The sequence below is a fragment of the Williamsia sp. 1135 genome, assembly GCF_002095395.1.
GTDB lineage: Bacteria > Actinomycetota > Actinomycetes > Mycobacteriales > Mycobacteriaceae > Williamsia.
Genome location: NZ_MJEI01000073.1, coordinates 22,297 through 48,718, shown reverse-complemented (window position 1 = coordinate 48,718; position 26,422 = coordinate 22,297). Strand labels below are relative to the sequence as shown.

Below are 26,422 nucleotides of genomic sequence, written 5' to 3'. Positions count from 1 at the left end.
TCGTCGGACACCGCCGTCAATGTTCGACCTCGCGGCACGCCCGGTAGAAGTCGGCCCAGTCCTTACGCTCGCGCACAACGGCTTCCAGGTATTCGGTCCACACCACGGCGTCCGCGACCGGATCCTTGATCACCGCACCGAGAATGCCCGCCGCGGTGTCGGACGGCCGAAGGACTCCGTCGCCGAAGTGCGCCGACATCACCACCCCGTGCGTGACCACCGAGATCGCCTCGGCGGTCGACAAGGTGCCCGAGGGTTGTTTGACGCGGGTACGGCCGTCGGCGGTGAGTCCCGACCGCAACTCGCGGAACACCGTGACCACGCGGCGGATCTCCTCGGACGCGCTCGGGATCTCGGGCAGATCCAACGTCTGGCCGAGTGCCTGCACCCGCTGGGTCACGATCGAGACTTCCTCGTCGGCGGTCGCCGGCAACGGCAGCACCACGGTGTTGAACCGGAGGCGCAGTGCCGACGACAGTTCGTTGACACCGCGGTCGCGGTTGTTCGCCGTAGCTATCACCGAAAAGCCTTTGGTGGCCTGCACTTCGGTACCGAGTTCGGGGATCGGCAGCGATTTCTCCGACAGCACCGTGATCAGCGCGTCCTGGACGTCGGAGGGGATGCGGGTGAGTTCTTCGATTCGGGCGATCTTGCCCTCGCGCATCGCGGTCATCACCGGCGAGGGCACCAGCGCCTGCTCGCTCGGCCCCTCGGCGAGGAGCCGGGCGTAGTTCCAGCCATAGCGAATCGCCTCTTCAGGAGTACCCGCGGTGCCCTGGATCAGCAGGGTCGAGCGGCCGCTGATCGCCGCACTGAGGTGTTCGGACACCCAGGTCTTCGCGGTACCCGGGACACCGAGAAGCAGCAGCGCACGGTCCGTGGCGAGAGTTGCGACCGCGACCTCCATCAGACGCCGCGGACCTATGTATTTGGGAGAGATGACTGTTCCATCGCTCAGCGTTCCACCAAGGAGGTACGTCACCACCGCCGACGGAGAGAGGTTCCATTGCTGCGGCCGGGACAGGTCGTCTGCTGCGGCAAGCGCCGCCAGTTCACCTGCGTAGAGCTGCTCGGCATGCGGACGCAGGATGTCCGGTTCAGGATTCGTCATGCATCTCCTCGGTGATCGCGGTGCGCAGGATCAGCGCCCACTTGAGTGGTTCGAGCAACTGCGGCCAGCCACCTTTCATCCGGTCACGCACCGCATCGATCTGTTCGATCCAGCGATACGCGGGCCCGACGGGCAGCCCGAGGCGCAGCTGATCGACGAGGCCACGCCAGTGCCACAGCGGGGTCGATGACGGTGAGATCGACTCGCGCAACGCCGCATTCAGTGCTGTCGCGGCCACCTCATCGGTCCAGGGCGCCGGAACATGGGCCAGCACGTTCCCGGGCGGTCGACGGTTGCGGAGCCACCACACCGTCGCCTCGCTCCTCTTCGGTTCAGCCAAGATTCCGATCAGCGCGGGATCGGCGCCCGGCGCCCGATACAGGACGCCTGCCCACGTCGCGTTGCGCTGCGCGACGGCGGCATCGCCCCAGGCACCCAGCACGGTGTCCGCATCATCCTCGGACACCGCCTCGACCAGCAGCTGCGCCGGCTTACCGAACATGCTCTCCCACAACGTCAAAGGCGTGTTCTGCAGGATCTGGCGGGCGAGCCACGCACCCAACCCGGTGCCCCGCGGCGGTTTCGGATCGATGCCGTCGCGTCGAGCGGATTCGTCAGCCCGCTCCGGCAACACCAGCGACAGGCGAAGCCGCCGCCCGCGACCGGACGCGACCAGGACATGCCGCGCCCGTTCGATCATCCGTTGCTGCAGTCCGGAGTCAGGGATGTCGCTCAGCAGTCGCGCTGCCGCGGCGCGTACCGACCCCTTGCGATCGTCGAGGGCCTGGTCGAGGAACACCTCGTCCGCGAGGGACAGTCCGACCTCCAGTGCCCCGAGCAACGCGGCCCGTACGTCACCGGATTCGGTCGCCCAGACCGCTTGCAGGCGTTGCAGAGCTCCGGCGGGATCCTCGGATCGCCGTCGACGAAGCACCTGTACCCGGGCGGGTGTGCTGCCGTACGACCAGATCTCTTCGGCATCGACGTCCTCGGGTTGCAAGCTGAGATCCTTGGGCGGCAACACTGCTGCGATGTCGCTGACCTCGACGAGCCATCGCCCCCGGGTACCCACCAGAACCGTGACCGCGGGACGGATCCTGACCTGACGCTTGGTGCGCTGCAACAGCATCGGAATCAGCTCCGACGGAACTCGTAGGTCTCGGCCCGCCATCGCCTCGATCGCCCACGTGGCCATCTCGTCGCCCGAGTCGAGCGCCTGGCCCAGTAGCCCGGCGAGGCGGTCGTTCATGACCCGGCCATGGTCGTCCGGTGCGGGAGGCAGAACCTGGGCCGGCGGACCGGCCAACACGCCCGCGCGCGTGGCAATGGTGTCCAGCGCAGCGATCGAAAGAACCGCTGCCACCGGGTCTTTGCGGTCGACCAGGGAGGCCGCAGCGGCGATCGCAGGATCGAGGTCATGCACATCAAGGGCCTTGCCCCCGACACCGACGGTCGCCGCGGAGACCAGCTCGTCCCAGCCGCTCATGCTGCGTCGGTCCGTTGTGCCTGGGGAGCCTCGGTGGCAACCGGGTCCAGCCCCTCGGTACCGAGCTCGCCGAAGACCCGCACCGGATGTCCGCCCGATACGGCCAGCAATGCGAACCAGCGGTCGTCGGTGGTGTCGAGGTCGATCGACACACCGTCGTCGTCGACGAGCAGGCGGCGCCCATCCGCCAGTGCCGGCCTGCCGACGATGACGACCGGGAAGCTCTGCAGCCAAGGATCTTCGGCTATCGCGTCAGCACGCCGGCCCAGAGCAGTCTGCACCGTTGTCCCGACCACGGTTCCCGGTGACGCGGTTCTCAATCCCAGATCGCCGTCGGGTACGAGTGCTCGCAGCGGGGGTGTTCCCGGGTAGAAGTGCAGTGGCCCGGCAAACGACATCCCGGCGATGAATCGACCGTCGAGGCCGGCAGCATTGGGCGAGAACGACAGCACCACGGCGCACCTGCCCGTGGTGTGCCCCCACAGCCAGACCCGGCGGGTGATCAGTTGTTCGTCGTCGCGGTCGCGGACCGCGACGATCTGCCAGGTGTCGAGCACCGGCTCGGTTGCCAGCACATCGGCCTTCGCCACCGGATACCCCAGATGCCTGCGGACATTGGCGGCCATCGCCGGGTCGAGTTCGTCGATGCGCCGATGTGCGCGCGCGAGCAGCCTGAGCATCGCCAGTTCGCGGAGGAGCCGCTGCGGCCACCGGGCTCCGGTGACCAGCGCGGGGAGCTCTCGAACCCGGCGGGCCAGCCCCGGCACCTGGGCGTCGACGAGTCGTGCGGCCACCGGATCGAACCGGCGATAAGGGTCGGCCTCCGCGCCTGCGAGTCCACCGCGTACCTGGTCGGAGAGCCACATCTCGAACTCGTCGAGACCGCCCGCGACGCGAACCGCCCGTTGCTCCGCGGTTCGGGCCGCGCGCTCGGGATCCTTGGGTTCGGCGCGTTCGGTGCGGACCGGGGCAGCTGCAGCCTTCGTGGCGCGCTCATCGATCCATGGCCTCGCGAAGTCGGCGATTGCCGGTGCGTCCGGTACGCCACCGGCGGCCCAGAGCAGAAGCAGACCGAGTGCGTGCTTGCACGGGAACTTCCGGGACGGACACGAGCATCTGTACGCGGGGCCGCTGAGGTCGACAATCGTTTGATACGGGTTCCTGCCGCTGCCCGTACACAGTCCCCACACCACGTCGTCAGCGGCGCCCGTCGACGACCACGGCGTCGGGATGGCCAGCTTGCGACCAGCTGCCTGGGACCCCGCATCAGGGGCCAGCGCCAGCACCTGATCGGCCCGCCATCGCTGTGTCCCCACGGTCCTAAACTAACCCAGGCAACCGACACCTCCCACCGGCCCGGGTGACGCCTGTCAGTGGCGTCGGCCCAGTCGTCTGAAAGAACTACATTCGCAGTCTGTGAACGCATGTTTCGCTACGGTTGATCGGGTTGCCGGGCACCATCTCATCCGGCACAGGGAGGACCAGCGACGATGACCCAGGTACCCGTACCCGTGCGCACCACATTTCCGGGCATCAGCTCGCGAGCCTGGGAACACCCCGCCGATCGCACCGCGCTGACCGCCCTGCGCAGGCTCAAGGGTTTCGACCAGGTCCTCAAGACGTTGTCGGGTCTGCTCCGGGAACGGCAACATCGCCTGCTGTACCTCGCGAGTTCGGCCCGGGTCGGACCTCGGCAGTTCGCCGATCTCGACGCGCTGCTCGACGACTGCGTGAAAACGCTTGACGCGCCGGTCAAGCCTGAGCTCTACATCTCCCAATCACCACTGGTGAACGCCGTCTGCATCGGGATGGACAAGCCCTTCATCGTCGTCACCTCCGGTATGTACGAGCTGATGGACCACGACGAGCTCCGATTTGTCATCGGCCATGAGCTCGGGCCGCGCTGTCCGGACACGCGGTGTACCGAACGATGCTGATGCACCTGACCCGGATCGCCGCGTCGATCGGGTTCATCCCGCTCGGTGGTTGGGCGCTGCGGGCGATCGTCGCCGCACTGATGGAATGGCAACGCAAATCAGAGCTGTCGGGCGACCGCGCCGGTCTGCTCTGCAGCCAAGATCTCGATGTGGCGCTGCGCGTGGAATTGAAACTGGCAGGCGGCAAGCATCTCGATCAGATGGACACCCAGGCATTCATCGCCCAGGCGAAGGAGTACGAGCGGACCGGCGACCTCCGCGACGGCGTCCTCAAGCTGCTCAATCTGGAGATGCAATCGCACCCGTTCTCGGTGCTGCGAGCTGCCGAGCTCAACCGCTGGGTCGATCGCGGTGGTTACGGGAAAATCGTGGCCGGCCTCTACCCGCGGCGTGAGGACGACGACAACGCCAAGGTGGCCGACGATGTCGGCGCTGCCCGAAAGGCGTACCGCGACAACTTCGATGAGTCCGAGGATCCGCTGATCAAGGGGATTCGCGACGGGCTCGGAGGGGTGGTCGACGGCGTCGGTCAGGCCGCCTCGGATGTGGCGGAGAGCGTCAACCGCAAGTTTTCCGACTGGCGAACGAACTCGAAGAACAAGTACGACGACAACAACTGAACTGCGACCTCAGACGGTCTTGGCGATCTGGCGGAATGTCTCGTAGGTCGATGTGAGAGTGGCTGCGGCAACCGCGGTGTCGGCGGGGGCAGACCCGGCCTGGCCACATCGCCACGTATCCATCGAGATGTGCATCAGGGCCATGAAGACCGAGACCGTCACACGCACCGCCGGGTCATCTGCCGGCTCGCCCATCCGCTTGGCGACCAGGTCGGTGATGCTCCGCATCTTCCTGTCGCCCAACTCGATACTGCGGGCATTCACCGACGGCGCATTCTGGATGATCCGGTTCATCGTCTCGAATCGGGTGAGATCGACACTTCCGGTCGGACACCGGCCACCCAAGATCTGGACTTGGGCATTGACCAGAGCTTCGATGTGGTTGTCGGTGCGCGGCTGCGCCTCGAGGGAGTTCGCCATCGAGGCGATCATGTCCTCGATCGGAGCAAGAACAACGTCCTCTTTGGTGGCGAAGTAGCGGTTGAACGTCCGCGGAGAGATGTCGGCGGCGTCCGAGATCTGCTCGACGGTCGTCGCGTCGAAGCCTTGCTGGTCACAAAGCTCCAGCGCGGCGGCGATCAGCCGGTCTCGCGTCTGAAGCTTCTTCCGTTCACGGAGACCTGCCTTGACCTGGCCTGTTCCGATTTCCGCGATGCTCACGTCCACATGATAACTCCGCTTCGACAAAATTGCTGCTCTGTGCGCCAAATGTCCGAATCAGTATTTTGTCGATTGACGACTTCTGTCTGACTCTGCCACTATTGGTGACAGATCGATTCGTTATCCACCCTCTTCCAGATTTGAGGATCTCGTGGCTTCACCCGAAACCGTCATCGCGCAGGATCTACCTGATCGCGACACCGCACCGAAATCGACCGGCGACTCACGCCGTTGGTGGGCACTGGGGATCATCGCCCTCGCCCAGCTCATGGTGGTTCTCGACGCCAGCATCATCACCATCGCTCTTCCTTACGCCCAGGTCGACCTGGACATCTCAGACGCCAACAGGCAGTGGGCGCTCACCGCCTACACGCTGTTGTTCGGCGGGCTACTGCTTCTCGGTGGACGCATGGCCGACTACCTGGGCCGGCGCCGCATGTTCCTGATCGGCCTCGCCGGCTTCGCGGCGTCCTCGGCCATGGCCGGGTTTGCCTGGGATCAGATGTCGTTCTTCGCAGGTCGCGCTCTTCAGGGCGTGTTCGCAGCAATGCTCGCACCTGCCGCGCTCTCTCTGATCACCGTCACGTTCACCGAGCATCGTGAACGGGCGCGCGCCTTTGCCGTGTACGCAGCCGTTTCGGGTGGCGGCGCGGCAATCGGACTGATCGCCGGCGGTGCACTCACCGAGTACATGTCCTGGCGCTGGACCTTGCTGGTCAACACCCCGATCGCGATCATCGCGGCCATCGGTGGCCTGTGGCTGGTGATCAAGGACATACCGACCAAGCGGACCGGCGGTTACGACATCCCCGGCGCCGTCACCGTCACGCTGGGCCTGATCAGCATCGTCTACGCCTTCACCAAAGCCGCCGAATCAGGTTGGGGCGCGGCATCGACCATCATGCTGTTCGTTGCCGGCGCAGCACTACTGGCAGCATTCGTCGCGATCGAGCTGCGAACCACGCACCCACTGCTGCCACTGCGTATACCCGGTGAGCTGAACCGCGGTGGCGCCTACCTGGTGGCCTTCATCATCCCGACCGCCATGTTCGCGATGTTCCTGTTCCTGAGCTACTACTTCCAGAACACCCTGGGAGAGACGCCGCTCCGGGCCGGAATCCTGTTCCTGCCGTTCCCCATCGCGCTGATCGTCTCAGCCGCGTCGGCCAGTTCACTCCTGCCGCGCTTCGGCCCGCGACCCCTGATGATTGCCGGCACCATTTCCGGCGTCCTCGGATATCTGTACCTCGCGCAATTGGATTCGGATTCGACGTGGCTCGCTCATGTCCTGCCCAGTGAACTCCTGATCGCCCTCGGCATGGGTCTGGTGTTCGTCTCCATGCAGGCGGTCGCTCTGCACCAGATCGACGAGAAGGACTCCGGAGTCGCCAGCGCGCTGGTCAACACCGCGCAGCAAGTCGGCGGCTCGGTAGGTGTTGCGCTGCTGAGCACGATTGTCGCGCAGGTCTTCTCGAACAGCTCGGGCAGTGCGATGACCGCAGGAGCCGACGGCAAGCCGGTACCGGCTGATCCCGCGGCGTTCATGGCGGCCAGTATCCACAGCTACGACGTGGCGTTCTACTGGGGCGCCGGCTTCATGGCCCTGGCCCTGGCGGTCACCGTGTTCATGATCCGGATGAATCGTCACGCACTCGGTGACGAAACCCAGAACGCAGCTCATGTAGCTGCCTGATCATTTCGGCCGGACAACCGGGTCGCACCTTGAAGGTGCGGCCCGGTTTTTGCCGTTCCCGGCCCTACCCCGCCGACCGTGCCCTTCCGGACGCCGAGCGGGCCTTTAAAGCCGTTGACCGGGCCCTTGTTTCGATCGAGCGTGCCCTTGTCGACCACATTCGGATGCGGCACCCTTGACCCTGACACCGTGTGAGACCGCAACGTAGAGAGCGCAATGATCACCATCGGAGATTTCGCCAGGCTGGGCCGAGTGTCGGTTCGGATGCTGCGGCACTATGACTCGATCGGGTTGCTGACACCGCTACGTACCGATCCGCACACCGGATACCGGTACTACGAGGTATCGCAGCTCCAACGGCTCAACCGCGTCGTTGCTTTGAAAGACCTGGGGCTGCGCCTCGATCAGGTGCGAGCGATCGTCGACGACGAACTCACGGGAAGCGACCTGCGAGCGATGTTGCGGTTGCGCCACGCCGAGATCGAATCGCAGATCCGCCAGGACAGATATCGGCTCGCCCAGGTGGAAGCGAGACTCCGACTCATCGAAATGGAGACAGACATGTCCGCACCCACCGTTCTGACCAAAACCGTCGACCCGATCAAGAACGTCGGGCTACGAGCCCTGGCTTCCAGCCAGACCAGCGAAGACATCGGACCCGTCATCCAGTCGCTCTACCCGCAGATCATGGCCGCCTTCGGGGCCACCGCAGTCACCCCGGTCGGCCCCAGCGTGGCCTTCTACTCCCCCGCACCCGAGCAATCCGAGGACGCGGTCTGGGTGCATGCCACCTTCCCCGTGGCGTCCGGACCCGTGACCGGGCTCGACACCTTCGACATCCCCGGCGGTGAGGTCGCATCGATGATCCATCGGGGTTCGATGGACTCCATCGACTCGACGTATCAGGAGCTCAACCGCTGGGTGTCCGAGCAAGGTTTCGCCTTGAACGGCCAGGCCCGGGAGATCTATCTGGAGATGTCCGACGATCAGGCGGACTGGGTCACCGAGGTGCAGGTCGACTTCGTGCGCTGAGCACCCTCGAACGCGAGGACAATGGAGAGCATGCACATTGTTCGCAGCTCGATCGACACCGCCAAAGGCCCGAAGGACTGGTTCACCGGGGACGTGTACATCGACGCGGTGGCAGCCGCTCCGGCGCCGTCACGGGTGTCAGCCAATCTCGTTCACTTCATGCCCGGCGCTCGTACGCACTGGCATCGCCACGCGCTCGGTCAATCCGTGTTCGTGACAGAAGGAGTCGGGCTGTGCCAGCGTCGGGGTGGACCCGTCGAAGTCATCAGGCCCGGCGACCGGGTGCTGTTCGAAGCAAACGAGGAGCACTGGCATGGCGCCGCACCGACTCGGTTGATGGTGCACTTGGCCATCAACGAAGCCGACGACGACAACGCCGCCGCCGAGTGGCTGTCCCCGGTCACCGATGCGGAGTACAACCAGGCGCCGAACGCTTGATGAGCACACCGAATTTGTCCAAAGATCCGCTGATCGCCGAAGACCTCCTGTTGCTGCTGTTCGACCCCCGATCCGGGACGATCGCCGGCGAAGGCACCCTGTTCTATGTTCTTGGTGGTGCGGTTCTGACCGAACTCGCCTTCACCAATCAGATCGCCATCGAGAACCGGGGTGGCCTGCGTGGAAGTCTCGTCAGCGCTGTCGAGGACACCCCTCCGCCGGACCCGCTGCTGAGGTCGGCGTGGGACCGAATCGCGGAGAAGCCGCGGGACCCACAGACTCTCCTGGCGTCCATCGGTCCGACGCTGCGACCGATCGTCCTCGACCGGTTGGTCGAACGCGGGTACATCGTTGCCGAACGCAAGAAGAGGCTGCGGCTGTTCACCACAACGTCGTTGCGCGAGGGCGACGGGAGACGACGCAGTCACTTGCTGGCGCAGGTTCGGGCGGTCTTTGTCGATGGAGTGAGCCCGCAGCCCCGGATCGCAGCGCTCGGGGCATTGCTGTCGGCGAGCGGCACGCTCCCCACCTTCTATCGCGACATCCCGTGGTCGGGTGATGTGTACACGCGCGGCAAGGAACTCGAGCGTGGCGAATGGGGCGCCGATGCTGTCGGTGCCGCGGTCGCTCGGACTGTCGCGGCGAGCGTCGTCAACTCGATGGTCGCTGTCGGACTCATCAAAGGTTGAGCGACTTTACCCACGCAGCAAGAACCCCGGCACCGATGTGGTGCCGGGGTTCTCACGTGTCAGTTATCCGACGATGAGGGTCTCACCGTCATCGCTCGTGGTCACCGACACCGTGTCGCCGTCGGTGATCTTGCCCGCCAGCAGAGCGCGGGCGAGCTGATCACCGATGGCCTGCTGGACGAGGCGCCGCAGCGGCCGGGCGCCGTACAGCGCGTCGAAACCGCGAGTGGCTAGCCACTTCTTGGCATCGTCCGAGACCTCGAGCGTGAGCCGACGCTGCGCGAGCCGCTTGCCGAGCTGACCGATCTGGATGTCGACGATCGACACCAGCTCGTCCGGGGTGAGCGCATCGAACACCACGACGTCGTCGAGGCGGTTGATGAACTCCGGCTTGAAGGCCATCCGGACCGCGTTCATGACCTGGTCCTTGTCACCGCCGGCACCGAGGTTGGAGGTGAGGATCAGGATGGTGTTACGGAAGTCCACCGTCCGGCCCTGCCCGTCGGTCAGCCGACCTTCGTCGAGGACCTGCAGCAGGATGTCGAACACGTCGGGGTGAGCCTTTTCGACCTCGTCGAACAGCACCACCGTGTAGGGGCGACGCCGTACGGCCTCGGTCAACTGGCCCCCGGATTCGTATCCGACGTAGCCCGGAGGCGCACCCACGAGTCGTGCGACGCTGTGCTTTTCGCCGTACTCGCTCATGTCGATGCGAACCATCGCGTGCTCGTCGTCGAACAAGAACTCCGCAAGAGCCTTCGCCAGCTCCGTCTTACCGACACCGGTCGGGCCGAGGAACAGGAACGATCCCAGTGGCCGATTCGGGTCGGCGACACCGGCCCGGGCACGGCGCACCGCATCCGACACCGCTTCGACGGCCAGCTTCTGACCGATGACACGGGAGCCGAGTTCGTCTTCCATCCGGAGGAGCTTCGCGGTTTCACCCTCGAGCATGCGTCCCGACGGGATACCGGTCCACGACGAGACCACCTGGGCCACATCGTCGGGTCCGACCTCTTCCTGCAGCATCACATCGCCGCCACCGGTGGCACCCGACTTCGCCGCAGCGACCTCGAGTTCCTTTTCCAGAGTGGGGATCTGGCCGTAACGCAACTCGGCGGCACGACCGAGATCACCATCGCGTTCTGCGCGTTCGGACTCACCACGGAGGTGTTCCAGACGTTCCTTGAGATCGCGCACCGAATTGATGGCGTTCTTCTCGGACTGCCAGCGGGCCGAGAGCTCGTTCAGCTTCTCACGTTGGTCGGCGAGCTCCGAGCGGAGCTTGTCGAGGCGGACCTTCGATGCCTCGTCGGTCTCCTTCTCCAAGGCGACCTCTTCGACCTCGAGTCGACGAACGATACGTTCGACCTCGTCGACTTCGACTGGGCGCGAGTCGATCTCCATGCGGAGCCGCGACGCGGCCTCGTCGACCAGGTCGATGGCCTTGTCCGGGAGGAACCGAGACGTGATGTAACGGTCGCTCAGGGTCGCGGCTGCCACCAGCGCGGAGTCCGTGATGCGGACACCGTGATGGACCTCGTAACGATCTTTGAGGCCACGCAGGATGCCGATGGCATCTTCGACCGACGGTTCACCGACATACACCTGCTGGAACCGACGTTCGAGCGCCGCATCCTTCTCGATGTACTGGCGATACTCGCTGAGGGTCGTGGCGCCGACCAGCCGTAGTTCACCGCGGGCGAGCATCGGCTTGATCATGTTGCCGGCGTCCATCGCCGAGTCACCGGTCGCGCCGGCACCGACGATGGTGTGCAGTTCGTCGATGAAGGTGATGACCTGACCGGCCGAGCCCTTGATCTCTTCGAGGACGGCCTTGAGTCGCTCTTCGAACTCGCCGCGATACTTAGCACCGGCGACCATCGATCCCATATCTAGGGAGACGACGGTCTTGCCGCGCAGGCTCTCGGGAACGTCGCCGGCGATGATTCGCTGGGCCAGCCCTTCGACGATGGCGGTCTTGCCGACGCCGGGCTCACCGATGAGCACCGGGTTGTTCTTGGTACGACGACTGAGCACCTGGACGACGCGACGGATCTCGGTGTCGCGGCCGATGACCGGGTCGAGCTTGCCTTCGCGGGCGGCAGCGGTCAGGTCGGTGGAGTACTTCTCCAACGCCTGATAGGTGTTCTCCGGGTCGGCGGAGGTCACTCGAGCACTGCCGCGGACGGCGACGAACGCCTCCCGCAGGGCCTGCGGAGTGGCACCGACATCAGCCAGCAACTTCGCGACGTCGGAGTCGCCGGTTGCCAGACCGACAACGAGATGCTCGGTCGAGACGAACTCGTCGTCGAGTTCACCGGCCAGTTGCTGTGCTGCGGAGATCGCGGTGATCGACTCCCGACTGAGCTGCGGGGTCGAGCTCGCACCGGAGGCCTTGGGCATCCGATCGACGAGCTGTTGCGCTGCTGCACGGGTCTGAGCAGGATCAACACCTACCGCCTTGAGCAGCGGCGAAGCGATCCCGTCAGATTGATCGAGCAGCGCGACGAGTACGTGAGCAGGCCGAACGTCCGGGTTACCGGCCGCGGCCGCCGCTTGGATCGCCGACGACAAAGCCGCCTGCGACTTGGTGGTGGGGTTGAAACTGTCCACTCGTGCACCTTCCTTCTGGTCTTCTAACAAGTAGGTACGGGCCTCATTGTGCCCGTTCAGAAGGTGTAACGCACAAAGAGTTGAGTCTGTTCCGCTCAACTAAATAAACTTTGAGGTCTTCGACAAATGCACACACTTGAGTCATATGCACACGTTGCAACGTGTGCATATGACTCATGTGTGTGCATCTGTGGCGTCTCACTGGATCGCGTACACCAGACCCAGTCCCTGGCGAGCCAATCCCGTCGTGAACCTCTGCGCGCGGCCTAGGAATTCGTTGACGTAGTCGGCGTTCGAATTGGGAAACGCCTCCTTGATCGTTGCGTCATCGACGGGCTCGACCAGCGCGATGTCTTTGGCGATTGATTTCACCACCTCAGGTGGTAAGACCTGGACAAAGCCACGGTGTTGTCCATCACCCACCAGAGTGACTTTGCCCTTCACCAATTCCAACGCCACACGAGGACAGTTATTGCCGTCTTTGCCGGCGAACACGTGCTGGAGTTCGCGCCATGCCTTGTCGAGGTACAGCGAGTCCGGGCACTCTGGTTGGCCCCAGGCGTCCATGAACGGATCATCGGACATGAACGGATACGGATCGCGGCGGGCAGCGGCGACGTCGTTGGGTTGAAGTGCGTATGCGTAGTATCGAATTCCCATGTGCCCGAGCGTGTCACGTGCGAGGCGTACCAAACCGTCGGAGCAGCCACCTGTGGATAACCGAATGAGTTGTGCACAGAAGCTCCGGTGTTCATCGAGCGAGGCACAGCCTCGACTACTATTTGGCACCCGTGTCGGCATCAGCCCGCAGCAAAAAGCCTCTCCGCGAGGGCGGTCAGTTCCTTCCGGAAGTTTTCGTAGCCTTCGCGCAAGCGCTCCCCCGGCCAGTTGTCGGGCAACAGCTCGGCCGGCAACAGCGGATCGTCGAGCGTGTGCCGCACCATCGCGGCTGCGACCTCGAAGCGCTCGGACATCGCCGTTGCGTTGTCCATGGCCGCCAATAGCCCCTCGGCCTTGTCGGCCCATAGGTCCAGCGTGAACAAGCGCGCCACCAATGCGGTCTGCGACCCCTCGGGCACGGCGGAGAACAAGGTGAGCCGAGCGCGCACCTCCGCACTCACCACGACCTCGATATTGGCAGGCCTGGCCCACACCCCCTCGCGCAACTCGCCACATCGGGCGGCGCGCAGAGAGTCCCTCACCGCGGCCCGATCCGAGGATCCCGTCGCGCCCGTGGTGACAACAGCCATGCACCACCGGCCGTCCCACGGCCCCGCCACAGGGTGCAGGGCCTCGTCCTGCCGGCGCTGTCGTTCGATCAACCGAGCAGACAGCCGGTACATCCCGTCGTGACGTTCGAGGTCGCCGGCCGCAACCATCCGGGTCAGGGCCACGCGGACAGCGGACTCCTGCAAGCCCAGTTCGGTCGCCAGCGATAAGACACCGCGCACCTGGGCCTGCGCCGAATGGAACCCGAGCAGCGTACTGAGGATCACCGAGCGCGCAGTCAGCTTCCGAACCCCTGAAGCGCCCGTAGTCATCGTGCGATGCTAACCCGCATTACCGAACATTACATTCTCGTGGCGCGGTTATCTGTACTTGTAATACAGTCGACGCATGTCCACTCATCTCGTCACAAATCAGGTTCCTGAACTGGTCGGCTACGACGCGGCGAACACGCCGTCGATCCTCGATGCGGTACACCGCGCCGACGCTGATCACGTCCTCGACGAACTTCATCGAGTCGGGCGGCTGGCCGGCAACGCCGAGGCCATCGAATGGGGAGACCGCGCCGAGGCGAATCCCCCGACGCTCAGGACCCACGATCGTTACGGCAATCGGATCGACGAGGTCGACTACGACCCCGCCTATCACCGCCTGATGACCGAAGCCGTCACGCTCGGACTCGGCGGCACACCGTGGACGCAGTCGACACCCAACCCGCATTTTGTCCGAGCCGTGAAGATGGCCGTGTGGAGTCAGGTCGACGCCGGCCACAGCTGCCCGATATCGATGACCTACGGCGCGGTCCCTGCGCTGCGCGCCAACCCCGACCTGGCGGCGCTGTACGAACCCGGGCTGACATCGACCGTCTACGACCCGGGCCTGCGTACCCCGCAATCGAAGGCGGGGTTGTTGGCGGGCATGTCCATGACGGAGAAGCAAGGCGGCTCCGACGTCCGCGCCAACACGACGACTGCAACCATCACCTCCGATGGCACCTACCGGATCACGGGTCACAAGTGGTTCACGTCGGCGCCGATGTGCGATGTGTTCCTCGTCTTGGCGCAAGCACCCGGCGGCTTGTCGTGCTTCCTGGTTCCGCGAATCCTCCCGGACGGAACCCGCAACACCTTCGCGCTGCAGCGCCTGAAAGACAAGCTGGGCAATCGATCCAACGCCAGCAGTGAGGTCGAGTACGACAACACGGTGGCCTGGTTGGTCGGCGACGAGGGGCGCGGCGTGCGAACCATCATCGAGATGGTGAACATGACCCGTCTCGACTGCACGCTCGGCTCGGCATCGAGTATGCGCAACGGTGTGGCACAAGCCGCGCACCACGCCAACCACCGCAGAGCATTCGGCGCCACCCTCATCGATCAACCGTTGATGCGCAACGTGATCGCGGATCTCGCGATCGAGGCAGAAGCCGCCACCTCGGTCGGCCTGTGGCTCGCCGACCTCACCGACAAGTCCGCTGCCGGCGACTCAGAAGCGGACGCGCTACGCCGCATCTCGTTGGCAGTGAGCAAGTACTACGTCTGCAAACGCGCGCCTATCCATGCCGCTGAGGCACTGGAGTGCCTGGGCGGCAACGGGTATGTCGAGGAGTCGCGCATGCCTCGGTTGTACCGCGAGGCCCCACTGATGTCGATCTGGGAGGGATCGGGCAACGTGGCCGCCCTCGACGCGCTGCGGGCGATGGCGAAACAGCCCGCGACGCTCACCGCGTTCCTGGACGAGGTGAAACTCGCCGCGGGAGCCGACGCTCACCTCGATCGCGCGATCACCGATCTGGAGAACCAGTTCAACGACGTCGACAACCTGCAGCACCGGGCTCGACGGGTCGTCGGCCAGATGGCGCAAGTGCTGCAGGGTTCATTGCTCGTCCGCCACGGCCACCCGGCGGTCGCGGACGCGTTCACCGTCAGCCGGCTCGGCCACGACCACGGCGACGTTTTCGGCACGCTTCCCACCGGCGTCGACACCGCCGCGATCGTCGAGCGAGCAACTCCAAAACTCGAAACTCACTAGGGGACAAGGTGTCCGAGCACAGCACTCGATCTGGGTCACAGCCTGCCGGGTGGCGCGACGACCTCACCGCGGGCGAGGATTCTCTTTTCGCCGGCCGCACTTATGCGGACAACGCAGAGACCTACCGAACGCTGACGTATGAAGTGACCGGTCGCATCGCGCGGATCACGTTCAATCGACCCAAGCAGGGCAACGCAATCACCGCCGACACCCCCGTCGAACTCGCCCGTGTCGTGGAGCGAGCTGATCTCGATCCACGCGTTCATGTCATGGTGGTGTCGGGTCGAGGCAAGGGCTTCTGCGGTGGTTACGACCTGTCGATCTTCGCCGAGAACGGGGACAATCCGGCTGCCGGACCGGACCCCAGCGAAGGCACCGCCGTCGACCCGGTGGTGCAGGCGCGCAATCACGATCCCTCGCGCACATGGGATCCCATGATCGACTACGCGATGATGAGCCGCTTCAACCGCGGTTTCGCCAGCCTGCTTCATGCCAACAAACCGACGGTGGCCAAGTTGCACGGATTCGCGGTCGCGGGCGGAACCGACATCGCGCTGTACGCCGATCAGATCATCTGCGCCGACGACACCAAGATCGGGTACCCACCGACCCGAGTGTGGGGCATCCCCGCAGCCGGCATGTGGGCACATCGACTCGGCGACCAGCGAGCCAAGCGACTGCTCTTCACCGGAGATTGCTTGTCCGGCAAGCAAGCATACGACTGGGGTCTCGCGGTGGATGCTCCTCCTGCCGACGAGCTCGACGAACGCACAGAGGATCTCCTGCAGCGTATTTCACGCACACCCATCAACCAGCTGATCATGAGCAAGCTGGCGCTCAACAGTGCGCTGCTGGCGCAGGGTGTCGCGAACTCAGGCACGATCAGCACGGTGTTCGACGGCATCTCCCACCACACTCGCGAAGGCTACGAATTCCAGAATCGTTCGGCGACTGTGGGATTCCGTGAAGCCGTCCGGGAACGTGACGAGATCAACGGCGACTGGAAGCGCGCACAGTTCGACGAACCTGATACCCGTCGCTAGCTGCGTCCCGCAGCTCTTGTTTTCGCCGAGCACCCCTGCACCACCCGATACACAGCCGCTCGGCACAACGCTCTATATTCAACCTCTCACATCTGTACGGGGGGACATGATGAGTTCTGAGAAGCAGCGGCCGCTTGCCCATGACGATCCGGCGTGGGCGCCGGCGCGAGACCTGATCCAACAACGCGCGAACGCAATGGTCCAGCTGTCCGGACAGCCACCTCTGCGGCCAGTTGGATTCGAGCCGCGATACACGCGGCGCGGACCGGGAAAATATACTGTTGCCGGCTACGGCTGGATGGGCACCGACCGCATCGGCGTGAATCTGCCAAAGATGTTCGAATCACCGCAGATTGCCGAAACCCTCTTGACTGATCCAAAGACGCACGGGGTGATCGACGGCATCCTGTTGCACGAACTCGGCCACCGGCGCCGGCGCATCAGCCTGCGGGTCTTCATCACCCCCGAGGTGCTGCTGGCGCTCATGACCCTGCCGATCGTCGTCTTCGTGCTGTTGAGTTGGCTCAGCGGCGACGACTATCCCGGTTGGTACCTGTGGACCGCCCAACTCGTCCTGGCAGCCCTGTGGCTTGCGGTGCGCGTGCCTGTCTGGCGGTGGCACGAACGTCAGGCGGATGACTACGTTCTCGACGTCGGCGGGGTGGACATCTGGGATCGAATGAGCGCGGGTCTGTCCAAGTCCGTAGGTAGCGGGACCGGCAAGACCCTCGTGCACGCATCGGTGGCTGCGCGAGATGCGCGGCAGCGCAAACGATTGGCGCAGGCGACAGGTACAGAACGAGTCAATTCCGCATAACTGAACCCTTCAAGACGACGATAACTCAGTGTGGTTCGTCCCCGATGCCACGTCGATGACATCGTCCAGCACCGCGCGTGAATTCGCGAGGTCGCGTATCGCCTCGTCGATACGCGCGCGTTCGGCTTCGAGCAGTTCGATCAGCTTCGGCGTGGCGGTCTCGGACGGCCCGCCATCGACGTCCCGCATACAGGGAAGCAACTCTGAGATCTTCTTGCTGGCCAGGCCGGCAGCGAAGAGTTCTTGGATGTGGATCACCCGATCGACGGCCCACTCCCTCACCGGGCCCGATCTCCTCCAGATGGTCACCGACACCTATGAACAGTTGCACTCCGATCCGCGACCAGTGGGCGCGTGATGGCCCTCGCTCTGCACCCGTTTGTCATCGGCCAACCATTCCGTCACAAGTATCTCGATCAGGCTCTCGCCTATCTCGCCGCGCAGCCCGATGTCTGGCTGACCACCAGCGACGACATCGCACAGCACTACCTCGAGATGCGCGGGCCCGCTCCCATGTCTGCGCACTCACCGATCTGATAGCCGGCGAAGCCCGTGGGTTGCCCTAAAGTTGACACTGTCAGGTCGAGGTGTCTAGTTTCGACCAACCGAGACGCGGTGAGACAGTCGGGGGTCATATGTCAGCATGCACTGCGCATCCAAGTGCTGGGGCAACAAGCAAGACGTCGAGCGGGATGCAGTCATGAACGCATTCCAGGAGACCAGCGAGCTGTTCGAGTCCCTGCACGAGGCGCGCTTACGTGCGATACACGCCCAACGCTCGGCCGCTCTCCACGGAGTCCTGGACGCCCGGGTCGCCCTCGGGCGCGTCGTGGTCGCCCTGGAAGTCGCCGAGGACGCGTGCCGCGAAGCGCATGCCGTCTCCACAGAAAGTGCTGGTCAGAACTGATCGACAGGTCGCTCCAATCCACTGTGCTTCCATGGGAAGTATGGATTTCGGAGTCTCTACATTCGTGACCGATGAAGGCATTCGCCCCGATGCGCTCGCCAGAGCGCTGGAGGAGCGTGGTTTCGATTCGTTGTTTCTGGCCGAACACTCGCATATCCCGGTCAGCCGCGACTCTCCGTACCCAGGGGGCGGCGACCTGCCACGGGTGTACTACCGCACTCTCGACCCGTTCCTCGCACTCACCGCTGCCGCAGCAGCCACCGAGCGATTGCTCCTCGGCACCGGGATCGCCTTGCTGCCCCAGCGAGACCTCATCCACACCGCGAAGGAGGTTGCGACCCTCGACCTGCTCTCCGGTGGACGGGTGGCCTTCGGGGTCGGGGTCGGCTAAAACCGCGAAGAGATGAGCAATCACGGCACCAACCCCAAGACCCGGGGCGCGCTCATCAACGAGCAGTTGGCCGCACTGAAGCAGATCTGGACCGAAGACGAGGCCGAGTTCCACGGCGAGCACATCAACTTCGATCCGATCTTCGCCTGGCCGAAACCGGTCCAGAAACCGCATCCCCCGATCTACATCGGCGGCGAGAGTCCCGCGGCCATCGATCGCCTGGTGAACTACGCCGACGCGTGGCTTCCCCGGGCGCATACGAGCGCCGACGACCTGATCCGCGTACGGACGGAGTTGGCCGAGCGCGGCAGATCCGACATCCCCTTCACCATCTTCGGCGCAGGGCGCAAAGCCGAAGAACTCGACGGATACGCCGCAGCGAACGTCGAGCGCGTCACCTTCCTGCTGCCGACGCGCCCAGAAGCAGAAACGCTGGCCACACTCGACGAGTTCGTGGCTGCAGCAGACCCTTATCGCTGAGCCACGCCGCGGCGCGTAGCAGAGAGCTACAGTTGGTAGCACAGTGCTACGCGAGGAGCTGTCATGACCCAGTCCGCAGACAAGGTGACCAGATTCGATTCAACTCTGGTCGATTCAGCCATCGCTGAAGGGCAACGACAGAACCGGACCGGCCGCCAACAACTCGAGTACTGGGCCCGGATCGGGCAGGCCATGACAGCCCATGAGACCTCGGCCCTGAGTCGAGTGCAGCAAGCCTTGACGGGCACGGTGCCGACTGCCGATCTCACCGACGCAGAGGGTCGGCTCTTCAACGCAGAGGTCGACGTCAAGATTGCCGAAGGCCTGGACCGCACCGACTACCGGGCCGAACTCGCCGCGAGCGGAATCACGACCGTCGTTCTCGACGACCAGGGACGGCTTGTCGAGCAGAGCCCTGACGGCACCATCCGCGTGCTCGACAGCGAGTGAAGCGCCTCGACCTGGTGATCGGACCGAACGGTTCGGGCAAATCCACCTTCGTCGAACGCGGACTCGCCCCCATTTTGCCGAACAGTGTCTTCGTCAACGCTGACGTGATCGCGCGCCAGAAGTGGCCCGACGATGCCGAGGCAAAGTCGTACGAGGCAGCGCAGTCGGCCGCGGCGACCCGTGATGCCCTCATCGCCGCGGGCCGATCCTTCATAGCCGAAACCGTGTTCTCGCACCCGTCGAAGCTCGACCTGATCTCCCGGGCGCAATCCGAGGGTTTCGTGGTCGTCGTCCACGTGCTGCTGGTTCCCGAATCTCTTGCGGTCTTGCGTGTCTCGCATCGCGTTGCGGCGGGCGGGCATTCGGTTCCGGAAGCGAAGATCCGCGAACGCTATGCCCGATTGTGGCCACTGGTCGCCACAGCCATCGGCAGGTCAGAGCAGGCCACGGTGTACGACTCCGCAGGTGGCACCCCAAGAATCGTGGCCCGGTTCGCCGGGGGTTCGCCTGTCGGCGCGATCTCGTGGCCTGCCTGGACACCGACAGCACTGAGTCTGTCGGCCTGAAACCCCCAACAGTCACCCAGCCCAAACCCCCTGCGCCGCAGCCTCTTCGATGAAATCGGCGAAGCTGCGCGGAGCCCGTCCGAGCACCTCGCGGACACCGCCAGAGACATGTGCGTTGCGACCTTCGCGGATCCAGCCGAAGACCTGCGCCAGGTCAGCTGCCAACGGACCGGCCACCCCTCGCCGCTCGGCCAGGTACGCGACGAAGTCCTGGTCGGCCATCTGCTCGTAGTCGACGTCGGTGCCGGCCGCCTGCCCTATCGACCCGGCCGCGTCTGCGAACGTCATGAGGTCAGGTCCGGAGAGCTGATAATCCTTTCCTGCGTGGCGTTCTGGGTCCAGCAGCGACGCAGCTGCGACATCACCGATGTCGCGGGTATCGATGAACGGCTCGCGACCGTCACCTGACGTGCCGGCGAGACGTCCTTCGACAATACTGTCGCGGAACAGATCCCATTCACTGAATACCTGCATGAACCACGTCGGCCGGAGCACCGTCCACGTCATCCCGGATGACTGCACTGCAGACACCACCGCTGCGTCACCCGGCCGGTGCGAGACCACGGCGTCACGCGACGACGGCAGCACCGCGTGGGTCACCCCGGCTCGCTTCGCCATGACTGTGAAGTCTGACATCGACTGCGCCGCATCCGATTGCTGCGAGTCGACCAGATATACCGCATCGACGCCGTCGACCACGGGCGCCCAGCTGGTCCGGTCGTCCCAGTCGAACCACACCGATCAGCCGTCCTCGATGGGGCCGCCAGACCTCGACACCGCCCGGACGTCGACTCCGTCCACCGAGTTGAGCGCGCGCACCACCTGCCGACCTGTCTTTCCTGTCGCTCCCAGCACCAAAACTCTCATGCCTGCCACCTCCCGTCGGCAGCCGTGCGAACGACGTAGTCTTCGAATGTCGCCGGCGCCCTGCCAAGTACGCGTCGGATGTCATCAGTGGTCTCCGAGATCAGCCCCCGCTCCATGAGCTCGTACATCGCGGCGATGGTGTCAGCTTCGGCGCGGGACAACCCTTGCTCGGTGAGCGTGTCGGCGTACTGCCCAGGGGTGATCTGCCGGTAGGTGATCGTTCGGCCCGAGGCGGCGGCGATCAAACCCACCACCTCATCGAACGTGATGCCGCGTGGTCCGGTCAGCTCGTACGTCTTTCCCTCGTGTCCCGGATTCGTCAGCACCTCGGCCGCGACCGAGGCCACGTCTTCGATGTCGACGAAGGGTTCGGGCACGTCCCCCGGTGGAGCGGCGAGTTCTCCCTGCAGCAGGGGCTCGAGGAACACCTCTTCGGAGAAGTTCTGGTTGAAGTTCGACGAACGGACGATGGTCCAGTCGAGAGCCGAGGCGCGCACGGCCCGTTCTGCCGCGCGCATGTCGAGTCCGAAGATGGAGTCGCCCCAGCTGTCGGCCGCCCGGCCGGACAGCAAGGTCACACGACGTAGGCCCGCCGCCTGCGCCCGGTCGATGAAGTGGTCGACCGGCCCGACCTCGGCCGGTGGAACAAGGTAAGCCGACGACGCACCGTCGAGCGCGGCGTCCCAGGTGTCCGGGCGTGACCAGTCGAACGGGATGGCGGTGGATCGAGATACCGGTCGGACCGGTGCGCCGAGTAGCCGGAGACGGGCTGTCACCCGGCGTCCGGTCTTGCCTGTGGCACCGAGAACAAGGATTGTGTTGTGGTTCATGAGACCAGTCAAGCCACCATTCGCAGAGCATTCCATAGTTCAGGCACTGGTTTGCCTGTTGATTCGTCTAAGGTGGCGTTCATGGACGCGTTTGGTGACCTTCTCCGTGGCGTGCGGTCGCACGGCTCGGTCTTCGGCTATTCGACACTCTCCGCCCCATGGGCCCTCGACTTCATCGACGGCGCCCCACTGACGTTGTGCGTGGTGGTCGACGGTGCGGGGTGGATCGTCCGTGACGATCATGAGCCGCTGCGAGTGTCCGGCGGGGACACTGTCGTCCTCCGCGGACCGGAGCCGTTCTCCTTTCGAGATGAGGTGGACACCCTTGCCGAACCTGTGGCCTGCGGCGACCATTGCTCCATTCCCGAGAACGGTGGCGCTCGGCATCGCCTGGGGTGGGCCGATTGCGGGGACCCCGACGCTTCGACCTCCATCGTTGTCGGCGCCTATCCGGTGCACGGCGAGATCGGCGACCGGCTGCTGCAGGTGCTGCCACCGATCATCCGCATCCCACCCGACACCGACGCCGATCCGGTCGCACGCTATCTCGCGACGGAGGTCGCCGCCGACCGGCCCGGGCAACAGATCGTTCTCGACCGACTTCTCGACTGGTTGCTCGTCTGCTCACTGCGCACCTGGTTCGACGACCAAGAACAGGCTGCGCCGCAATGGTATTCAGCCTTGCACGACCCGGTTGTCGGACCGGTGCTCCAACTGATGCACGCCGAGGTCGACGCTCCGTGGACCGTGGCCGCGCTGGCTCGCCGGGCAGGGGTGTCCCGTGCCACCCTCGCCAAACGGTTCACCGACCTCGTCGGCGAACCTCCGCTGACCTACCTGACCCAGTGGCGGATGACCATCGCCGCAGATCGGCTCACCGACCGCCCGGACCTGAGCATCGCGGACGTCGCACAGTCCGTGGGGTACGCCGATCCGTTCACCTTCAGCACGGCGTTCAAACGCACGAAAGGGGTCAATCCCAGCACCCACCGCACGAAGGTCGGCCTGGCGATATGACCGCACCCACCTAGGCTGTGTCGGTGGCCATCTCCGATCGACGCTGCCCATGCACCAGCGGACTCCCCTTCGACGACTGCTGCGGACCAGTATTGGCCGGCGACCGCCCGGCGCCGACCGCCGAAGCACTGATGCGGTCGCGCTTCACCGCCTTCGCGACCGGCGACCGCAACTACCTGCTCCACAGCTGGCACCCGCGCACGAGGCCGGCCGAACTCGACCTCGACGACGCGATGCGTTGGTACCGCCTGGACATCGAATCGACTCGCGGCGGTTCTCCATTCGACTCGACAGGCGAGGTCGCGTTCACCGCGTTCTACCGTGTCAGAGCCGGTCAGGCCGGAACCCTCAGCGAGCACAGTCGATTCGAACGGTACGATGGACACTGGGTGTACGTCGACGGCTCGATTACTCCGAGCTGACCGACCAGCTCGTCGCGTCGACAGGCTCTCAACCCGCGGTGTGAATGGTGATGAGGTAGCCGTCTGGGTCACGGAGCGAGAACTGCAGCCCGAACGGGCCGTCGAACGGTTCTTGGACGATCGGCACTCCCCGCTCGACGAGGCGTGCGTGCAACCCGGCCGGATCCTCGCTGCCGAACCACACGCCGATGCCGCCACCAAGTTGGCCGATGGCATCGAGATCCACTCCGGGAAACGGTTCACGTACCGCGAAAGCGGTTCCGCCCGAGGAGAACACCACTGCAGCGGGGTTGGCCGCCGGTAGCCGGTTGAGGCCGATCGCGTCCGCGTAGAACGTTGCGGACGCCGCCAGGTCGCGCACCTGGAACGAGACGAAGTCAGGTCCGCTGGTGGTCGTGCTGATGCTGTTCGTCATATCGAACTCCTGCTGTCGTCGGGCTTGTGTTGATGTCAATATACTGACACTCATTTCTGGCCGTGTCAAAATGTTGACATGACACAATTGCGTGACGACACAGCTGCCGAGGCGTTGGGGCTTCTGGTCAAGGAGACCCAGGCGATCCTCCATCAGCGTATGGCCGAGCGACTGCGCCACCTGGAACTGAGCGTGCCGCAGTACGCATGCCTGCAGGCTCTGGATCACACACCCGCCAGTACGAGTTCCGAACTCGCCCGGCACGCCTTTGTGTCGCGCCAATCCATGAATGTCCTGTTGCAGGGGCTGGAGAAACGCGGACTCATCGAGCGTTCCGAGGAGCCCGGACCACGACGCGAACGTGCCACCGTTCTCACCCCTGCAGCAGCGTCCCTACTCGAACGTGCGCACATCGAAGTCGCTGCGGTCGCGAACACGATGACCAGCCAACTCGCGGCGCCCGACATGTCGAGACTTCTCGCGCTGCTCACGTCGTGCCGCGACTCACTTCTCGCATCCGACCCCGGATGAGTCAGGGCACCGACTTGAACTCGTCGTACAACGCCGGCAAAAAGCCTGCAAGGTGGTTCATCTCGCTCGCGCAGTGGTGAAGCAGGTCGTGAGCGAGACGATCGTTGAAGTTCGTTCGTACCGCGACGTCGACAACCGGGTGCGCGATCATCCTGCCCACGCGAGACGTGAGGAACGGTGCGGCACCGGGTACGGAAACCGCCTTGCCCGGGAGCGAGAGGATCTCGCCTGGACCCATGAAGAACCGGGACCGCATCTCGCAGCCGCGGTCGGTGGGCCGCACCTGATGGACGAGCCATCCGGCTGCCACCGGCAGGTAGGTCACGCCGATCCGGGCGCAGATGTGCGTCACGCTGGGGCGATCGGCAAATCCGAGCGTTGTGGGATCGACGAAACGGATTGCCAGACGCAGCTTCTTGGCACCGATGTACTCATCGACAAAGGAGACGTTGTCGATGTACTTCTCTCGGTCCGTCAGGCCTGGGTCGCCGCTGCGATCCTCGGCGACACACGCTTGCTGGTGCGCCACCGGATGCCATAGTTTGTAGCGTGCGGAGTCCGCCAGGTGCCACCCGAACCACCAGTCCCACATGTCCGCGGTGACACCGGGCATATCAGTCAGACACGCGACGAGCACAGTACCGTTCACCGTCCGCGTGCAGCCGGTTTCCATCGGGCCGTAGCCGGGCGCCCTCAGTTGCGCGGGAGCATCGTCGACCTCGTAGCCGAACTCGGCCGGGACGCGGCCACGCAGTAGTCCCTGATGGACGTGCGATTGGATCGGCTCGGTGTGCGAGCGAAAGTAGTGCGCGAAAGGCCGCCTGCGTTCGGCTTCGTCGTAGCCGAGGTGGCCGCTCGACCGACCTCGCAACGCTTCGGGCAGAGCCCGGCGGTCAGCGGCTGTGATCTGATATCGCGGCACAACCGCGCTCAGACATGCACGTCGCGCAAACCGACCGCACCGCGCAGGCCGGAGCAGTTGTAGCACCCCACACACCCGATGCAGTCCGTGCATCCGACGCACCCCACACAGGCGATGCACCGCTGGCACAGCGCGCTCGCCACGACGCCGAGACACCCTGCGATGCCGAAAGAGAATGCGGTGCCGGCACTTCCGGCGACCACCGCGCTCGTCGCGGTGACCGCAGAGCCCGCGACCACAGCACTGGCCACCGTCGCAACGGAGGTACCGACCCCAGCGCTCGCCACAGTCCCTGCCGAACCCGCGACACCTGCACTCGCCACAGTCCCGATCGATCCCGCCACGGCGGCGCTCGACGAGGTGGCCATCGACCCCGCCACCGCGGTTGAATCCGCCGTGGCCGCCGAGTCGACGACTGTGCTGCCGGTACCGCAGGATTTCATCACGCCGGTCATTCTGCCGCAGTCCCCGCGATGTGTCTCGGGTTCCGTCGCTGGGCACACTGGAGTGGTGGAGACCAATGAATACGCCTCGGGCCGGCTAGTCGATGTATTCGGCGACGCGACGGACCCTGTTGTCCTGTTGTGGCACGGCACCCAGACCGATGCACGGGCAGTGTTGCGACCATTCGCGACGCTGCTCGCCGATCATGGGTTCTACGTGATCGTTCCCGACTGGGATTCGCATGCCGCCGACCGTGGTCGCGACGACCTGTTGGGGTCCCTGCGTTACGCCGCAGCCGCCGGTACATTCGCGCTGATCGGCTGGTCGCTGGGCGGGACGGCGGCCGCCGGAGTGGCTCTACACGCCGACCACTACGGCAGTCCCGTGTCACGGGTCATCACCTTGGCCGGTGCGTTCGGCGCAACCAATCCGCTGACGGGCGAAAGCCTCCCCACTGGCGATCTGCCGACCGGAGCTCGGATACCGATCACGCTGTTACACGGCATGTCCGATGACGTGGTTCCGCTCACTGCGAGTGAAGATTTCGCCGCTGCGCTCGACGATTGGCCGCGCGAGCTCATCACCTTCGATGCCGACCATGGCTCGATCGCCGGCGCCATCTACGACGCGGACGCCGACAGATATTGTCCTGCAGATGATTCGGCCACCCTTGACGTGGCCGGTGAAATCGTCGATCGCATCAGCGCAATCCTGCGACAGCCGTAGACTGCGGGTTACTTCCCGCGGCGCCCGATGATCGACCGAGGCGGCTTCTTCTGTTCG

Annotated in this window: 27 protein-coding genes and 3 pseudogenes; 17 read left to right on the top strand and 13 right to left on the bottom strand. The window is 64.7% G+C overall.

Annotation, left to right across the window (positions count from 1 at the left end):
• Nucleotides 1–16: 16 nt before the first annotated feature.
• Genes BFL43_RS06585 through BFL43_RS06575 form a run of 3 tightly spaced genes read right to left on the bottom strand, consistent with a single transcriptional unit; the run spans nucleotide 17 to nucleotide 3,913 of the window.
• Entirely contained in the window at nucleotides 17–1,111 is a 1,095-nt protein-coding gene (locus BFL43_RS06585) for an AAA family ATPase (RefSeq protein ID WP_084891777.1), read from the bottom strand.
• A complete protein-coding gene (locus BFL43_RS06580) occupies nucleotides 1,098–2,597 on the bottom strand; it encodes a DUF5691 domain-containing protein (RefSeq protein ID WP_084891776.1) in 1,500 nt (499 codons plus the stop codon). The genes BFL43_RS06585 and BFL43_RS06580 overlap by 14 nt, the downstream gene beginning before the upstream one ends.
• Nucleotides 2,594–3,913 (bottom strand): SWIM zinc finger family protein, encoded by a 1,320-nt coding sequence (locus BFL43_RS06575; RefSeq protein ID WP_084891775.1) that lies wholly within the window; start codon nucleotides 3,911–3,913, stop codon nucleotides 2,594–2,596. The genes BFL43_RS06580 and BFL43_RS06575 overlap by 4 nt, the downstream gene beginning before the upstream one ends.
• A 174-nt stretch (nucleotides 3,914–4,087) precedes the next feature.
• Between BFL43_RS06575 and BFL43_RS06570 the strand changes: the two are divergent.
• Nucleotides 4,088–5,154: pseudogene (locus tag BFL43_RS06570) on the top strand (M48 family metallopeptidase).
• Between the two features lie 9 nt (nucleotides 5,155–5,163).
• Here BFL43_RS06570 and BFL43_RS06565 read toward each other — a convergent pair.
• Nucleotides 5,164–5,814, bottom strand: coding sequence for a TetR family transcriptional regulator (locus BFL43_RS06565; protein WP_346425947.1), 651 nt, complete (start codon nucleotides 5,812–5,814; stop codon nucleotides 5,164–5,166).
• A 151-nt stretch (nucleotides 5,815–5,965) separates the two neighbouring features.
• On the opposite strand from BFL43_RS06565, the gene BFL43_RS06560 reads away from it, so the two are divergent.
• The 4 genes from BFL43_RS06560 to BFL43_RS06545 all read left to right on the top strand — a co-directional run bounded on the left by BFL43_RS06560 (nucleotide 5,966) and on the right by BFL43_RS06545 (nucleotide 9,666).
• On the top strand, nucleotides 5,966–7,507 hold the full coding sequence (locus tag BFL43_RS06560) for an MFS transporter (RefSeq protein WP_240498104.1): 1,542 nt from the start codon (nucleotides 5,966–5,968) through the stop codon (nucleotides 7,505–7,507).
• Nucleotides 7,508–7,723: 216 nt separating this feature from the next.
• Nucleotides 7,724–8,539, top strand: coding sequence for a MerR family transcriptional regulator (locus BFL43_RS06555; protein ID WP_084891773.1), 816 nt, complete (start codon nucleotides 7,724–7,726; stop codon nucleotides 8,537–8,539).
• Nucleotides 8,540–8,569: 30 nt separating this feature from the next.
• Nucleotides 8,570–8,977 carry a cupin domain-containing protein gene (locus BFL43_RS06550; protein ID WP_084891796.1) on the top strand — a complete coding sequence of 136 codons (408 nt, stop codon included), beginning with the start codon at nucleotides 8,570–8,572 and terminating at the stop codon, nucleotides 8,975–8,977.
• A complete protein-coding gene (locus BFL43_RS06545) occupies nucleotides 8,977–9,666 on the top strand; it encodes a GPP34 family phosphoprotein (RefSeq protein ID WP_084891772.1) in 690 nt (229 codons plus the stop codon). The genes BFL43_RS06550 and BFL43_RS06545 overlap by 1 nt, the downstream gene beginning before the upstream one ends.
• 63 nt (nucleotides 9,667–9,729) lie before the next feature.
• Here BFL43_RS06545 and clpB read toward each other — a convergent pair whose 3' ends face one another.
• The 3 genes from clpB to BFL43_RS06530 all read right to left on the bottom strand — a co-directional run bounded on the left by clpB (nucleotide 9,730) and on the right by BFL43_RS06530 (nucleotide 13,823).
• Nucleotides 9,730–12,282: an ATP-dependent chaperone ClpB gene (gene clpB, locus BFL43_RS06540; RefSeq protein WP_084891771.1), complete on the bottom strand. Its 2,553-nt coding sequence runs from the start codon at nucleotides 12,280–12,282 to the stop codon at nucleotides 9,730–9,732.
• Nucleotides 12,283–12,480: 198 nt separating this feature from the next.
• Nucleotides 12,481–12,942, bottom strand: a complete 462-nt coding sequence (locus BFL43_RS06535) for a DUF1877 family protein (protein WP_084891795.1) — start codon at nucleotides 12,940–12,942, stop codon at nucleotides 12,481–12,483.
• A 140-nt stretch (nucleotides 12,943–13,082) separates the two neighbouring features.
• Entirely contained in the window at nucleotides 13,083–13,823 is a 741-nt protein-coding gene (locus tag BFL43_RS06530; RefSeq protein ID WP_084834427.1) for a PaaX family transcriptional regulator C-terminal domain-containing protein, read from the bottom strand.
• Between the two features lie 76 nt (nucleotides 13,824–13,899).
• On the opposite strand from BFL43_RS06530, the gene BFL43_RS06525 reads away from it, so the two are divergent.
• From BFL43_RS06525 to BFL43_RS06515, 3 genes are all read left to right on the top strand, one after another.
• Nucleotides 13,900–15,537, top strand: coding sequence for an acyl-CoA dehydrogenase family protein (locus BFL43_RS06525; protein ID WP_084891770.1), 1,638 nt, complete (start codon nucleotides 13,900–13,902; stop codon nucleotides 15,535–15,537).
• 8 nt (nucleotides 15,538–15,545) lie between these two features.
• Complete coding sequence (locus tag BFL43_RS06520; RefSeq protein ID WP_084891769.1) at nucleotides 15,546–16,580, top strand: crotonase/enoyl-CoA hydratase family protein; 1,035 nt, start codon at nucleotides 15,546–15,548, stop codon at nucleotides 16,578–16,580.
• 109 nt (nucleotides 16,581–16,689) lie between these two features.
• Entirely contained in the window at nucleotides 16,690–17,397 is a 708-nt protein-coding gene (locus BFL43_RS06515; RefSeq protein WP_143695145.1) for a hypothetical protein, read from the top strand.
• Nucleotides 17,398–17,406: 9 nt separating this feature from the next.
• Here BFL43_RS06515 and BFL43_RS06510 read toward each other — a convergent pair whose 3' ends face one another.
• On the bottom strand, nucleotides 17,407–17,679 hold the full coding sequence (locus BFL43_RS06510) for a hypothetical protein (protein WP_346425948.1): 273 nt from the start codon (nucleotides 17,677–17,679) through the stop codon (nucleotides 17,407–17,409).
• On the opposite strand from BFL43_RS06510, the pseudogene BFL43_RS06505 reads away from it, so the two are divergent.
• From BFL43_RS06505 to BFL43_RS06485, 5 genes and pseudogenes are all read left to right on the top strand, one after another.
• Nucleotides 17,675–17,934 (top strand): annotated as a pseudogene (locus BFL43_RS06505) (hypothetical protein); the annotation flags it as partial. The gene BFL43_RS06510 and the pseudogene BFL43_RS06505 sit on opposite strands and share 5 nt — an antisense overlap.
• A 163-nt stretch (nucleotides 17,935–18,097) precedes the next feature.
• On the top strand, nucleotides 18,098–18,304 hold the full coding sequence (locus tag BFL43_RS06500; protein ID WP_143695144.1) for a hypothetical protein: 207 nt from the start codon (nucleotides 18,098–18,100) through the stop codon (nucleotides 18,302–18,304).
• A 40-nt stretch (nucleotides 18,305–18,344) separates the two neighbouring features.
• Nucleotides 18,345–19,175, top strand: a pseudogene (locus BFL43_RS06495) (LLM class F420-dependent oxidoreductase).
• 63 nt (nucleotides 19,176–19,238) lie between these two features.
• Entirely contained in the window at nucleotides 19,239–19,625 is a 387-nt protein-coding gene (locus BFL43_RS06490; protein WP_084891766.1) for a hypothetical protein, read from the top strand.
• Nucleotides 19,622–20,191, top strand: a complete 570-nt coding sequence (locus tag BFL43_RS06485; protein ID WP_084891765.1) for an AAA family ATPase — start codon at nucleotides 19,622–19,624, stop codon at nucleotides 20,189–20,191. Before BFL43_RS06490 ends, BFL43_RS06485 begins: the two co-directional genes overlap by 4 nt.
• A 12-nt stretch (nucleotides 20,192–20,203) precedes the next feature.
• Here BFL43_RS06485 and BFL43_RS06480 read toward each other — a convergent pair whose 3' ends face one another.
• From BFL43_RS06480 to BFL43_RS06475, 3 genes are read right to left on the bottom strand one after another with little or no spacing between them, the layout of a single operon-like run.
• The gene (locus BFL43_RS06480; RefSeq protein WP_084891764.1) at nucleotides 20,204–20,929 is read right to left on the bottom strand and encodes an NmrA family NAD(P)-binding protein; all 726 of its coding nucleotides are present in this window, start codon (nucleotides 20,927–20,929) and stop codon (nucleotides 20,204–20,206) included.
• Nucleotides 20,930–20,932: 3 nt separating this feature from the next.
• Nucleotides 20,933–21,058 carry an NmrA family NAD(P)-binding protein gene (locus BFL43_RS28840; RefSeq protein WP_168176546.1) on the bottom strand — a complete coding sequence of 42 codons (126 nt, stop codon included), beginning with the start codon at nucleotides 21,056–21,058 and terminating at the stop codon, nucleotides 20,933–20,935.
• A complete protein-coding gene (locus BFL43_RS06475; RefSeq protein WP_084891794.1) occupies nucleotides 21,055–21,888 on the bottom strand; it encodes an NAD(P)H-binding protein in 834 nt (277 codons plus the stop codon). Before BFL43_RS06475 ends, BFL43_RS28840 begins: the two co-directional genes overlap by 4 nt.
• Before the next feature lie 81 nt (nucleotides 21,889–21,969).
• Between BFL43_RS06475 and BFL43_RS06470 the strand changes: the two genes are divergently transcribed.
• A complete protein-coding gene (locus tag BFL43_RS06470) occupies nucleotides 21,970–22,905 on the top strand; it encodes an AraC family transcriptional regulator (protein WP_084891763.1) in 936 nt (311 codons plus the stop codon).
• A gap of 17 nt (nucleotides 22,906–22,922) precedes the next feature.
• A complete protein-coding gene (locus tag BFL43_RS06465; protein ID WP_084891762.1) occupies nucleotides 22,923–23,327 on the top strand; it encodes a YchJ family metal-binding protein in 405 nt (134 codons plus the stop codon).
• A 28-nt stretch (nucleotides 23,328–23,355) separates the two neighbouring features.
• Here the strand turns inward: BFL43_RS06465 and BFL43_RS06460 are convergent, their stop codons facing one another.
• The gene (locus tag BFL43_RS06460) at nucleotides 23,356–23,742 is read right to left on the bottom strand and encodes a VOC family protein (RefSeq protein WP_206186624.1); all 387 of its coding nucleotides are present in this window, start codon (nucleotides 23,740–23,742) and stop codon (nucleotides 23,356–23,358) included.
• A gap of 78 nt (nucleotides 23,743–23,820) precedes the next feature.
• Here BFL43_RS06460 and BFL43_RS06455 point away from each other — a divergent pair, with 78 nt between their 5' ends.
• Nucleotides 23,821–24,273 carry a MarR family transcriptional regulator gene (locus BFL43_RS06455; RefSeq protein WP_084891761.1) on the top strand — a complete coding sequence of 151 codons (453 nt, stop codon included), beginning with the start codon at nucleotides 23,821–23,823 and terminating at the stop codon, nucleotides 24,271–24,273.
• Nucleotide 24,274: 1 nt separating this feature from the next.
• Here BFL43_RS06455 and BFL43_RS06450 read toward each other — a convergent pair whose 3' ends face one another.
• Nucleotides 24,275–25,195, bottom strand: coding sequence for a hypothetical protein (locus BFL43_RS06450; protein WP_084891760.1), 921 nt, complete (start codon nucleotides 25,193–25,195; stop codon nucleotides 24,275–24,277).
• 510 nt (nucleotides 25,196–25,705) lie between these two features.
• Between BFL43_RS06450 and BFL43_RS06440 the strand changes: the two genes are divergently transcribed.
• Nucleotides 25,706–26,365, top strand: a complete 660-nt coding sequence (locus BFL43_RS06440) for an alpha/beta fold hydrolase (RefSeq protein ID WP_084891792.1) — start codon at nucleotides 25,706–25,708, stop codon at nucleotides 26,363–26,365.
• Nucleotides 26,366–26,422: the final 57 nt, after the last annotated feature.

Bases quoted from the DNA above. Each gene is read 5' to 3' on its own strand.
- BFL43_RS06585 (WP_084891777.1), bottom strand. From the start codon at position 1,111: ATGACGAATCCTGAACCGGACATCCTGCGTCCGCATGCCGAGCAGCTC.
- BFL43_RS06580 (WP_084891776.1), bottom strand. From the start codon at position 2,597: ATGAGCGGCTGGGACGAGCTGGTCTCCGCGGCGACCGTCGGTGTCGGG.
- BFL43_RS06555 (WP_084891773.1), top strand. From the start codon at position 7,724: ATGATCACCATCGGAGATTTCGCCAGGCTGGGCCGAGTGTCGGTTCGG.
- BFL43_RS06550 (WP_084891796.1), top strand. From the start codon at position 8,570: ATGCACATTGTTCGCAGCTCGATCGACACCGCCAAAGGCCCGAAGGAC.
- BFL43_RS06545 (WP_084891772.1), top strand. From the start codon at position 8,977: ATGAGCACACCGAATTTGTCCAAAGATCCGCTGATCGCCGAAGACCTC.
- BFL43_RS06535 (WP_084891795.1), bottom strand. From the start codon at position 12,942: ATGGGAATTCGATACTACGCATACGCACTTCAACCCAACGACGTCGCC.
- BFL43_RS06530 (WP_084834427.1), bottom strand. From the start codon at position 13,823: ATGACTACGGGCGCTTCAGGGGTTCGGAAGCTGACTGCGCGCTCGGTG.
- BFL43_RS06525 (WP_084891770.1), top strand. From the start codon at position 13,900: ATGTCCACTCATCTCGTCACAAATCAGGTTCCTGAACTGGTCGGCTAC.
- BFL43_RS06515 (WP_143695145.1), top strand. From the start codon at position 16,690: ATGAGTTCTGAGAAGCAGCGGCCGCTTGCCCATGACGATCCGGCGTGG.
- BFL43_RS06500 (WP_143695144.1), top strand. From the start codon at position 18,098: ATGAACGCATTCCAGGAGACCAGCGAGCTGTTCGAGTCCCTGCACGAG.
- BFL43_RS06490 (WP_084891766.1), top strand. From the start codon at position 19,239: ATGACCCAGTCCGCAGACAAGGTGACCAGATTCGATTCAACTCTGGTC.
- BFL43_RS28840 (WP_168176546.1), bottom strand. From the start codon at position 21,058: ATGAGAGTTTTGGTGCTGGGAGCGACAGGAAAGACAGGTCGGCAGGTG.
- BFL43_RS06475 (WP_084891794.1), bottom strand. From the start codon at position 21,888: ATGAACCACAACACAATCCTTGTTCTCGGTGCCACAGGCAAGACCGGA.
- BFL43_RS06470 (WP_084891763.1), top strand. From the start codon at position 21,970: ATGGACGCGTTTGGTGACCTTCTCCGTGGCGTGCGGTCGCACGGCTCG.
- BFL43_RS06460 (WP_206186624.1), bottom strand. From the start codon at position 23,742: ATGACGAACAGCATCAGCACGACCACCAGCGGACCTGACTTCGTCTCG.
- BFL43_RS06455 (WP_084891761.1), top strand. From the start codon at position 23,821: ATGACACAATTGCGTGACGACACAGCTGCCGAGGCGTTGGGGCTTCTG.